Annotated in this window: 7 protein-coding genes; 1 reads left to right on the forward strand and 6 read right to left on the reverse strand. The window is 53.2% G+C overall.

Annotation, left to right across the window (positions count from 1 at the left end; translation table 11 throughout):
• Positions 1-41: 41 nt before the first annotated feature.
• Entirely contained in the window at positions 42-482 is a 441-nt protein-coding gene (locus tag ACNQ62_RS16085) for a hypothetical protein (RefSeq protein WP_418095272.1), read from the reverse strand.
• Positions 483-1076: 594 nt separating this feature from the next.
• Here ACNQ62_RS16085 and ACNQ62_RS16090 point away from each other — a divergent pair.
• Positions 1077-1274 carry a hypothetical protein gene (locus tag ACNQ62_RS16090; RefSeq protein ID WP_418095273.1) on the forward strand — a complete coding sequence of 66 codons (198 nt, stop codon included), beginning with the start codon at positions 1077-1079 and terminating at the stop codon, positions 1272-1274.
• A 53-nt stretch (positions 1275-1327) separates the two neighbouring features.
• Here ACNQ62_RS16090 and ACNQ62_RS16095 read toward each other — a convergent pair whose 3' ends face one another.
• Genes ACNQ62_RS16095 through ACNQ62_RS16115 form a run of 5 tightly spaced genes read right to left on the reverse strand, consistent with a single transcriptional unit; the run spans position 1328 to position 11438 of the window.
• A complete protein-coding gene (locus ACNQ62_RS16095; RefSeq protein ID WP_418095274.1) occupies positions 1328-2464 on the reverse strand; it encodes a DUF4268 domain-containing protein in 1137 nt (378 codons plus the stop codon).
• Between the two features lie 20 nt (positions 2465-2484).
• Positions 2485-5559, reverse strand: coding sequence for a type III restriction-modification system endonuclease (locus tag ACNQ62_RS16100; protein ID WP_418095275.1), 3075 nt, complete (start codon positions 5557-5559; stop codon positions 2485-2487).
• A 4-nt stretch (positions 5560-5563) separates the two neighbouring features.
• A complete protein-coding gene (locus ACNQ62_RS16105; RefSeq protein WP_418095276.1) occupies positions 5564-7486 on the reverse strand; it encodes a site-specific DNA-methyltransferase in 1923 nt (640 codons plus the stop codon).
• A gap of 14 nt (positions 7487-7500) precedes the next feature.
• A complete protein-coding gene (locus ACNQ62_RS16110) occupies positions 7501-8169 on the reverse strand; it encodes a DUF4391 domain-containing protein (RefSeq protein WP_418095277.1) in 669 nt (222 codons plus the stop codon).
• A complete protein-coding gene (locus tag ACNQ62_RS16115) occupies positions 8166-11438 on the reverse strand; it encodes a helicase-related protein (RefSeq protein WP_418095278.1) in 3273 nt (1090 codons plus the stop codon). Before ACNQ62_RS16115 ends, ACNQ62_RS16110 begins: the two co-directional genes overlap by 4 nt.
• Positions 11439-11948: the final 510 nt, after the last annotated feature.

An 11948-nucleotide genomic window follows, 5' to 3' on the forward strand; every position in this document is an offset into this window, starting at 1 on the left:
ACGAGTACTTAGGGCGGCACTAAAGCGTGAAAGGTCCACTGTCACTCCGTAAAATACGCAGCCAACCGCAGCGCAATATGAAGCTCATTGTCTGCTCCACCTCCGTCCTGGCGGTGACCACCCAAGCGAGGTGTGGCGACCGATTTGAAGGTATCAAAGTTAAATCCGAAGTTATGCACTCCGACCTGTCCAAAAGCTCCAGCCTTGTCAGCGATCCAGTCAACAAAATCAGTACGCAGGTCAGCATTGATATCGTCTCCGAGGTCAACAGCTTCCATATTTAACTCGTTTATAGCATCTTTGGCGGCAGGACGATCTTCGAGAAATTTCTGAGCAACGCCAACCGAATGATTCATGTGTCCGCGTGTGTTGTCGACACCTTCCACACCCAACTCAAGTGCCCGCCATGCAATTCCTTCTAGGTCGCTAGTTTCTCGTACTAAGGCAATACACTGACCATAGAACCATTCCTTCGATCTCATCTGTGCAACCTTCTTAACAGCTCGTTTTTCCACTTAAATCGACACTGAGTAGTAACGAGGCGTTGTTCAAAGTCAATCATATGAAATGGCCTCCATGTCCCAAAACTATGCATTCAAAGACTAGGGTCTAAGGGAGCAAATCCCTTCCCAAAAAACATCTCGATAACAAAACCTACAGGATGTAGGACGTTGTGCGGTTTTAGCGGGGGCGAGCTTGGAGTATTCGATCTGTGCAATCGTAAAGGGCGGATGAGCTAAGAGAGCGACGTCGACAGTTTGCGTATCGCCAATCACATCACGACCTAGCCGGCCTAGCTTAGTCACAGTCAACACATCTCCGAGCTCCGTCTTATCGAGCAGGCGGATGAATTCGGGGCGCTGCCCAGAGACTGATAGCCATACTCAGATCCTCACTGCGGTGTTTCTGATTGCTGAACATAAGCGGGCACCCGTGCCGGACGCGGTGCAGGCCCCGCTTCAACAAGAAAATTCCCCTGCGCAAGCGCATTCCTCGCGAGGCAAGTTTCTCGCTGACAGCCCCTTGGTGCCAGCTTTGGTCATGTTCATCGAAACACTCAAAGTGAGGATCAAAAAATGGCTACTCAAACTCTGAAACTGAACGTCAAATCCGGCGAAAAAGACGGCAAGAACTTCTGGGACCGCTGCGGCGTCCTCTTCGTCAACACCGACGACAGCGGCAACATCACGTCGATCAATGTCAAGCACAGCATGTTTCCCGACGTCGAAATGGTCGCCTTCCCGCGCCGCGATGAAGATCCGGTCATCGAGTGAGTTCAGCGACAGGGCGGGTTTCCCGCTCTGGCAATCTTATCATGATGCGCGGTTCACGACCGATATTCGTCATGAGACCGCGCCAAGCCGATGGCTTCATTGAGGCGTTTTTCCATAGCGGCGGCCATTTTCGATGATGTCTCGCGAATCCAATCATGGACCTCTGGCCAGCTATCAGAGTTAAAACCATCGCAGGGCAGTGATGCTTCAATCCGACTTACCTTGTTCTGTGGAAGCCTGCGCCAATCAAACGCAGCTCCAAAGTCCGCTTCAATTTCTTCTCGATGCGAGTGAATGTGATCGAAAATCGCCTTGTTTTCAGCAGCAGCGGGCCTTTCGATACTTAGTTTCACAAAGGCAGCTTTCTGGGTCAGCACGATATCGTAGTGTGTGCCAGCAACAACTGGAGATATGTTCCAGTTGTCCTTGGTTACCGTTATCGTTGGGAACACTGGGCAAGGTGTTTGCGCGAATGCCTCCTTGAGGCTGGTCCAGAATTCGCGACGGACCTGATGGCTACGCCTTTGGGCAGTCTTTTCTGAGTTTTCCTGAATGTCTTTCGCCGCCATTCCGATCATGAAGTCAGCAGCCTCAGGCGTGGGTATGATCTGCAGAATGTCAACCATCAGCTCGTCGCCGAACGAATACGGGGTCACCTTGAAGCACTGCGCGCGAATTCCGCGGCTAAGGAGCCATAGGACCGTCGCTGTGACCTCGCGCCGAAAATTGGCTGCGATAAATATCATCCGCTGGTCATTGCCGGGGTTCAGAACGGTTTCTTCCAATTCCTCAACCTCCATGAACTCGCAGATCCGCACGGCCGCATTTCCGCCGCCCGCATAGCGGTCGAGGTATTGCTGATAGATATCGACGATTTGTGTCTTGGTCAGCCCCGAGACGTAGGCGGTGTACTTCAGCGCTTGCCAGGTCACATCTCTCCCGCTGTCATCAAGCTTGTTCTCGATCACAACGAGGTTGCCATCCTTATCGAGGGCCAATAGATCCAGGCGTTCGCGCGTTTCATCAAACCCATCGAACTCTTTCTGGATGATCAGCAATTCCTCACCGAGGGCGTCAGGCTGGTTGGCCAACCACTCCTGCAAATGGTCGCGTTCGCGCAGGTTCAAATCAGAAAAGCGCTTCTGGGACAGGCGGGACAAACGGTTTTGGTTTAAATCAACACGGAACATAGGCTACCCCTCAAGCATTGCTAGGTACCCCGAACTGCGGACATGAGCTCAGAAAAGTCTGACACCACATCGTACTTAACCCGGTCATTCGGGACGCTGTTCGCGATTTCCTCAAAGAACTTTCTGGCACACTTGATTTTCTCTCGCTCCAACTCGCGGAATTTAAGGGACGGCTGAGAACCCTTTGTTTCTGCAACAAAATAAATATGTTGCACCGATTCTTCTTTGAAAGCTATCGCCCAGTCGGGGTTGTAATCACCGACAGGCGTAGGGATGAGAAACCCTTGCGGCAGCTTGGAATAGACGACGATCTCATCACTTGTGTCCAGGTCTTCGACAAACTTGCGTTCGACCCCAGAGTCGACCACTGCATAGTCGTAGATGTGGTTTCGCAGCTTCCCGACGGCTTTTGACAGGTCGGTCCCGCTTTGGGTCGCGGGGAAAATATCAGTATCGTATCTGTCGGCAGTTGCATCATAGGTCAGATGCTCAATCACAGTCGTGGCCTTCTGCTCTTTGATTATGCGTGAGGCTTCGGCGATGAACTGTTCTGGGTTTGCTTGGAAAGTTGAGAATTTTGCCGTGCTCATCCCAGTCAGAATTTTCCCGATCGTCCCGCGTGTCAGGTCCGCGCCTTCGGCAAGTTTCCCGATAACGTCATATGAAACGAGAGAGTGTGAAGAGCGGCTTTCCTCGCTGCGTATGCCGGATTGCTTAAACGCAGCACCTGTTCGCAGCTGGGCCTCGGTTAGCTCATCTGAAAGTTGGCCTTCGGTGACGACGTATTGCAGGGGCGAGACAACCAGATCCCGATCCAAAGCATCGACGCAGCGTTTGACGAGATCCTGGGAGTCAAATTCGACCTGATAGACAGCCTTCCGGTTGATGCGCTGCCAAAGTTCCTGAAACTCCTTCTTTTCGAAGTTCTTGTTTCGAGGCATCGCTTTGGGCTTGCGGCCATCGCCCATCATGTTTTCGAGCTGGCTTCCGTTGAAGACGGTATCGATCAGCTGCAGTATTTGTTCCTGCTGGTCGAGAAACTCGCCGGGCAACGCGGCAAGCGTACCCGCCTCACGCGCGTCATGGTAGGCTTGTGTGACTCCATCATTGTCATCGATGTAGTCGTTCTTGACGAGATACCTTTCGATGCGTTTGGCCATGTCTTTTGAAACGGTGGTTTCATTACCGTTCACCGTAATCGACTTGCCTTCAAAGTACTCAGCATTCGCCTGACGGGGGCGCTCCGACAGGTTTTCGGCAATTTCTTTCTGAAGGCCGCCAACAAAGTCTTTGTAGCTTTCGCTGGCCACAACGGTCAGAACGTTGATGTCGTGCACAGTTGCTGCGTGGTCCATGCGTTCGCCATTCTTGTTGACGGAAATGCGCAGGCCCCGGCCAACTTCCTGACGACGAGAGATGGTGTTGTCGCTGTGCTTGAGCATGCACATCACAAAGACGTTCGGATTGTCCCAGCCCTCTCGCAGCGCGGAGTGGGAGAAAATGAACCGCGTCGGCTCTTCGAACGAAAGCAAGCGCTCCTTGTCCTTGAGGATAAGGTCATACGCTGAAACATCATCGGTCAATCCGGCGAACTCACCACGCGCTTTGACCTTTGGATCAACGAGCTTGCCTTTCTTGTCGATCGAGAAATAACCTTTGTGGGTCGCACCGACGTCGATGCTGTCTAGGTGCTTCCGATAGGCCTCATCTTCGAGGGGCAACTCGCCAAGATATTCAGCTTTCAGCGCTTCGTATTCCTCTTCGAACACACGGGCATATTCGCCTTTCTCGTCCTCAGCATCGTAGTCCCGATACTTTGCCACTTCGTCGATGAAGAACAGGGACAGAACCTTGATACCCTTGGCGAACAACTGCTTTTCGCGTTCGAGATGGGCTGCAATGGTCTCGCGGATCTGAATGCGGCGGATGTCACGTTCAGTGATGTCGCCGCTGGCTTCACCAGCCTTCAGAACGGCACCGTTCGTGAAATGGACCTCGTCCACGCGGGCGTCGATGTCCGAGACGACGAAGTCCCGGTATTGATCGAGCCCCTTGGACAGATCGAACAGGTTGCGGCCTTTCTCAACCTTGCGCAGTACCCGCTTAATGCCCGAGTTGGTCTTCACCTCCATCTCAACCCGCGCCACTGGGTCGCTTTTGGAGATTTGGATGCCCTCCAAATAGAGATAGGCATTCGTACCCGTCAGACCCTTCGCCTGAATACCGCGCACCTCGATCTTCTTAACCAGCTTCTGGCTGAACGCATCGACCGCATCCAGACGATGCACCTTGTTGTGGATCGTCTTATGGGTCGCGGAATAGCGCAGGATGAACAGCGGGTTGAACTTGGGCAGGGCGTTCTGGGTTGCCGTGCCTTCCATCTTTTGCGGCTCGTCCAGGATCAGGATGGGGCGGTTCTTGGCAATCACGTCGATGGGCCTACGCGACTGGAAATCATCCAGCTCCTCATAAATCCGCCGGTTATCAGCGCCCGAGGCGTTGAACGCCTGCACGTTGATCACCATCACGTTGATGCCCGCATCCGAGGAAAAGCTTTCCAGCTCGTGCAATCGCTTGGAGTTGTAGATGAAGAAACGCGCCTTCTTGCCGTAGGCCTCAAGGAAATGCTCTGCCGTCATCTCCAGCGACTTGGCAGCACCTTCGCGGATCGCAATCGAGGGGACCATTATGATGAATTTGGACCAGCCGTAGCGTTTGTTCATCTCGAAGATGGATTTGATATAGCAATAGGTTTTACCCGTGCCGGTCTCCATCTCTATATCAAGGTTGATCGCTGCGCCGGGTTTGTAGCTGGTCGGTTTCGGTCTGCCATTGTGATCGGCAAACACGCTGAGTCTTTCGGACAGGGGCAGGTTCTGGCGCTGCTGCACTTTGCGGATGTTCTCCAGCACCGTGGAAACAGGCATTGCCAGATCGGCGTTGCGAAAGCCGTCTTCTTCGGCCCGCATCTGCGCGCGGTGGCCCGGATCGATGCGGTAGACTTGGCCGGATGTATTGGGCTGGCCCTCAAAGCAATCAACCACGGCCTCGACCGCAGCGGTTTGATAGTCTTGCGACTTGAACTTGATCTTCATGGGGTCAAATCGCCTTTACTTCGGTTTCGGGCGACATGGCCTTGAAGATCTGGCGCACGTTGATCTTGGTCTGGTCGTCGGCAAAGCCGGTGTCCTTGAATACGATCCGCATCGGGGCGTAGCCTGCCAGCTCTTTGACCAAGTCCTCGGAGACACCATCGTCGAAACAGGCCATCAGGGCGGTGTCATCGACGAAGAAGACAGTTTTGCTTTGAACTGTCTCGCGGCGGATGGGCAGGGTTAGGTCAACGCCCCAGTCGAGCAGGACCTGGAACAGCAAATCCTCGGCCGTGCGGTCCGGTTTGATGTTGTCCACGCGGGACAGCAGATCGGCCTGTGAGGTTTGATCCGGCGTGTAGAACACATCGGCCATGTTGGAGCTGTCGATCTTGAGCACGCGAAAGCCGACATCCTTGTTCCAATCGGGGTGGCACTCGCCTTCGAGGATTTTCTGGCCTGCGCGGCGGATGCGTTCTTTGGAGATTTCCGCGATTGTGTGAAAACCGTTCTTGTATGACTCCAAATCTGGGTCCACAGGCTGAGGCACCTGCACCATAAAGGATCGTCGGTTCCCACCGACTTTGGAGTTAAGCTGAGCAACAGCATGTGCGGTAGTGGCAGAGCCTGCAAAGAAGTCCAAAATAATCGCGTCAGGATCGTCCTCAGTCACCGCTTCGACGGGATCGTAGACCGCCCACAGGCTTTTTGGATATGTAAATCCCCCGCCTGCAACAAGGTCATTTACGATTTTTGTCCCGTATTCATTCGAGTCGTATCGTGTATCGTTCCAGACCGATTTGTAGAGGCCAAAGTTTTTTCCAATCTCGATCTGAAACCCGTTGGCATCTTTTCTAGCTTTCAACAGGCCTGCGATGGCATCCACGCTCTGCCGTGCATAGCGCCACTTCCTTTCGATTCCATCTCGGTCAATGGGATAGACGTATGCGATTTCACCATGCCATTCCGTTTGCTCGGGATGCTCGTCTTCTCCACATACTTCGCCAAAGCCTATAATTTCGCCGTCTTGGACTTTTACTGGGTAGAAGCAGTTTTTAGCATCGGACCGCTCTGACTCACCGCCCCAATTTCTGAATTGTGACCACTTGACCTCGTCATCCGAAATCTTTCGATTGCCGATGGCCTTAATTCCGGATGGATAAACGAACAGAAGATACTCATTGATATAAGAGAAGTTTGCTCCCTGCTGGCCGCGAGGGTTATGCACAACAGACACATATGCATGTTCCCAAGCGCTACCGCTGAAAATTTCTTTCAGCACAGTCGACAAAGTAGCCAATTCATTTTCATCAATTGCGCACACCAATACCCCGTCGGTTTTCAGGAGAGATTTCGCGATACGCAACCTAGGATACATCATTGAAAGCCAGTCCGAGTGAAACCGTCCGTTAGTCTCGGCATTGGCAATTAATTTGCCACCGTCTTCGTCTTTCTGATTGGAACGCGCCAAGAACTCACCTGACTTTTCCGAAAAATCGTTCTTATAGATCAAATTTCGTCCTGTGTTATACGGCGGGTCGATATAGATCATCTTGACCTTGCCCAGATAAGTCTCTTGCAGCAGCTTTAGCGCCTCTAGGTTGTCGCCTTCGATGAACAGGTTCTGGGTGGTGTCGAAGTCCACGCTTTCGTCCCGCGTGGGGCGCAGGGTTTTGGCGATGGGGGCGTTGGCTGTGATCAGAGCCTCGCGCTTGCCCGGCCAGTTCAGATGATAGCGTTCCTGCGGCCCCTCGACGATGCTGTCCGACAGCTCTTGGCGCAGCTGGTCAAAATCCACTGCCAGTCGCAGCTTGCCGTCTTCACTCGCCGCCTCGGTCACGCAGCCGGGGAAAACCGCGCGGATCCTGGCGATGTTGTCCTGTGTTAGGTCAGGGCTGTGCATTTTCAGCTTTTCAATCTCGTCACTCATAGTCGTCCCTCTGCCTATTCCGGCTTTTTCAAATGCTCGAAGTCCGCCTGCGCCTCACGCAGCTGACCGTGCAGTGTCATTTTGATGTTGAATTGCGTCTCGCGTTTCAACTTGGATTTTAGCTGGCTGATCTCACGCTCTTTGGTTTTGAGGGCGTGAGTCCGGTCCATCCGTGCGCTTAAGGATTCGGCCGTTTGGGGCACGATCGGCATGAGCGCCGTTAAGATTTGTTCATAAAGCACGCCAAGGTTTAGCGCCACAGGCAATGCACCGCGCGGGGTGTCCGTAGGCAACCAGTCCGAGCGCAGGTAAACCGAGATGACCCATTTATCCGCCTCCGCCGCAGACGGGCGTTTATGGGCCGCCGCGATTTGGATTTGGCCCTCATGTTCCAGTTCGAACAAGATCGGAAAGGGGATGGCACGATCGATGGTCTTGAGCACGTCGTCGTGCACCGCGCCGGATTTCAGCGTGACGCGGAAAACCTGAATTTCCGGCACAGATTTGGTGGCGGGCAGGTTGATGGTTTCCGGGGCCAGCTTGGCGCGCCATGTGATTTGGTCGACTTGCGCGATGAATTTGTCCTTCAGCGCGGTGCTGGCACGCTCGCGGTCATAAATCCGCGTCTTGGGCACAACGCGTTTCAGAAGCGTGGCTTTGGGGTAGTCAAACAGTGCCGTCATGCCTCCTCCCTCATGACGATGAAGGCAAGAAGCTCAAAATCATCGAGCCCCGCGATTGTGTGTGTCAGCGCGGTGGTGTGCCCGCCCGAGAAGAGGCTGTCGAGGTCACGTTCTTCTTTCACCTCGATCATGGATTTGATCGCGTCGCTTAGCAGTTCAGAGTATTTGCCCATCTCGCGCCCGTCGCGGGTTTCAGCGTTGAAAGCGTCACAGAGGGTTTTGAGCGGTTTATCCAGCCCCTTGCAGCTTGCACGGATCAAATCGAGCAGGCGTTTTACCTCGGTATGGTCGGCGATGACGTTTGCGTCGTTGTCGAGATAGACCAGATAGTAAGGGTGAAGACGGTTCTGTTGGTTAACGTTTACATCTGGATGAATGTTGCGCAGGGCGAAGATCACGCCAGGACGCAATCCTTTTGCAGGGTTGGCTGGAACGATTGCATGCAGGCCCTTGGGTTGGCCGGATAGATCACCGTTATCTTTGGTGTAGTTCAGCAGGTCCATGCGGAAATCATTCAGGCCGAGGTCCGTGATCGAAACGCCAGTTTTGACGTCTTCCAGCTCTATCACCTCGTCCTGAAGGCGCTGCAGCTGGTCCTTGCGATAGGCGGTATCACTGCTTTTAGCTGTCAGAACGTTGTCTTCACCGGTGCCCGCGAGGTCGACGATGTGCATTCGGTTTTCAACGCGTTCTTTGAGGTTGATGTATTCGTCCAGCGAGATGTCCGGCCAGTAGTTGACCAGCTGGATAGCAGAGTTGGGCGATCCAATGCGATCCACGCGGCCGAACCGCTGAACGATCCTGACCGGGTTCCAGTGGATGTCGTAGTTGATAAGATAATCGCAATCCTGCAGGTTTTGCCCTTCGGAAATGCAGTCGGTGCCGATGAGGATGTCCAGCTCTTCTGGCACCTCTGGTAAGATCAGCGCCTTCTCTTTCGCCTTGGGGGCGAAGAGCGTCAGAACCGACTGGAAGTCATAGTGAGGCTTCAAGGTCGTTTTGGGGTTGCCGGAACCTGTGACAATGCCTGTTTCGGAACCCATTGCGCCCTTCAGGGCAGGCGCGACGTGCCGGTAAAGATATTCGGCAGTATCTGCATAAGCGGTGAAGACGAGAACCTTGCGGTTTCCGGGGTTCAAGGGGGCGGCCATCTTCTGCTTGATGACGTCAATCAGGTGCTGAAGCTTGGCGTCCTCTTCAACGCCAACCTTTTCCATTTCGGTCAGCAGGCCTTGGATGATCTCGCGGTCACCGCCCAGGTCGGCTTTCCACGTTGGGATATCCATATCAGCAAGGTCGATCTGGATCTTCTTGCCGATGGTGAATTCGCCAAGTCCCGACAGGTCATCATCGTCGGTATCTAAGCTGTCCACGTCGTTGAAAACGTCCTCGACCCTCCCGTTGCCGCCACTCGTCTCGAAGCGATCGATGGCTTCCAGCATCGCGCCGATGTTTCGGTCGAGCGCACCCAGTGTGAGGCGGAATGCCTCGACTGAGCTTTCAAGGCGCTTTAGAAGGTTCGTCGTCATCAGCGCCTGCAGGCTTCGCTCACGGTCGGCCTGGCGCAATGTTCCTTTGGAGCCCTCGGTTTTGGTGTCGTAGAGCTCTTCATATTTTCTGAGACGGCTCGGTTGGATGTAGTTCACCGGCGCGTAAACGGCCATTTTGAGAAGGGACAAGTCGCCATAAATCTCATCAAAGCCCACGACATCCTCGCGGAATGTGATCGGGAGATGATGGGAAATGGGCTTCTTACGCTCGGGGAATTGCCCGATTTCGGCAGTGTCGTAGAATTGCTCGATGTGCTTCCGAGAACGCGCAATCGTCACCGAGTCCAAGAGCTCAAAGAAATCAAGATCCAGCGCTCTGAGAATGGATTGTGCCGTGCGTTCTGCTGGAGGAAGCTCAGACCAAGTGTTGAAGGCCGTTTGGGCCTTCCGGAAAATCTCTTCAACACTGGATTTGGTTTTAAGGTTTCGGCTCAACGTATCCGAATGGCCCTCATAGGCCAGTGCCAGCTGATTGCGAAGGTCAGTGAACCTGTTGTTCACTGGGGTCGCGGAAAGCATCAGGACTTTCGTCTTCACACCGGACCTGATGACCTTGTTCATCAGCTTTTGATATCGGGTTTCCCGATCCTTGTAGACGTCGTTGTTCCGGAAATTGTGCGATTCATCAATGACGACAAGATCATAGTTGCCCCAATTGACCCTATCCAGAGGTATGCCCAAAGACTCTCCCGATGTTCTCGAAAGGTCGGTGTGGCAAAGCACATCGTAATTGAAGCGGTCAGCTGCAAAAAGGTTCGTTTTGAGGTTCGTATTGTAGTTCCGCCAATTGTCGGCGAGCTTTTTGGGGCAGAGAACCAGAACAGATTTGTTCCGCAGTTCATAATATTTGACTACCGCAAGCGCTGTGAACGTTTTGCCCAAGCCGACGCTGTCCGCCAGAATACATCCATTGTACGTCTCCAGCTTGTTGATGACACCCGTGGCGGCATCTCTTTGATAGTTGAACAACTTGTTCCATACGAGGCTATCCAGATACCCCGTCTGGTCGTTAGGCAGCACATCGTCGTCAACCTCCTCAAGGAATTCCCTGAAGATGTTGTATAGGATTAGGAAGTAAATTCGTTCCGGCGAGTTCTCCTGGTAAACGGCTTCAATGTGCTGAAGGACTTGCTCCGTCACGTCTTGAACGTTGTCAGGGTTGGCCCAGACCTGATCAAATAAGGAAAGATAAGTCTTTGCAGACAGTTCGTCTTCAAAAGCATGCGTGAAGTTCGAAACGGCGTTACCTGGTTGGTAGCCCAAATCTACAGCTGAAAATCCACTGATCGGCGAGAAAACCGTGTTACCTTTCCGCGCTTCGATATGCGCAAACTGCTGCATTGGGGCGTCAGTGGCGTTTGATTTGAAGGTGACTTTCCTTCGGATCCAATCCGCGCATTGTCTTGCAATTGCTTTTTGGGTCAACTTGTTCCGAAGATGGATTTCGAACTCGGTACCGTAGATCGCAGTTTCCCTGAGCTGCTTAGGGATGAAAAACTCCCGCTTTTCTTTCTTCGACCGACCCAAAGCATCATTCGGAATGAACGTCGGATCCGTCAGGACGAACTCGAGCTCCTGGACGCTTTCTAATTCATCTCTCAGCGCTTCATATGCAAAGATCGAAAAGCAACTGGCCGCCACTCGGATTTTAGCTCCCGCTTCAGTCCCTGCTTTCAGCTCATCTCCTAAGACGACAGAAATATTGTCAATAATTTTCAAAAGTTAACCCCGAATTCGAGTGGTGTTTTTGTAAACGTAACGCGTAACGGCCTGTGTTCACAGCCCAAATTCCACCGTTGTAAGCGGATTGTCCGTGCGCGCTTATCTGCGACTCCACCTCGGTCAGAAACGGCTCGACAAACAGCGTCGAGTGCGCAGCATATGGCGTTCATCAGGTGTGGAGCCCGCGCTTCTGCGCGCGGGCGACTAATTCCAATAGACTGCACCGGGGCTCAACGGGCCACAGGCCCGCTCTCCCCAATCCAGACATCCTTCTATTGGTTTGGTCCGCCCAACATCCCTGACAGTGGCGGTCAACCTTAGTCCATCCCCAAAATCAAACACCAATTTCCCCTGTCTCGCGCGCGAGCCATTCCTCGCGGAGCAAATTGGCGTCTGATTTTGGCGCAGACATTTTCTTCGCAAATGTGGCCGATTGACAGCCCCATTCAGGGCCGTGGGTCGGGCTTTGCCCTCTCCCACTCTGTTCCGCCGAATACATGCGTATTC

The sequence above is a fragment of the Sulfitobacter sp. SBS6 genome (assembly GCF_048285585.1).
In the GTDB taxonomy this organism is placed as follows: Bacteria; Pseudomonadota; Alphaproteobacteria; order Rhodobacterales; family Rhodobacteraceae; genus Sulfitobacter; species Sulfitobacter pontiacus.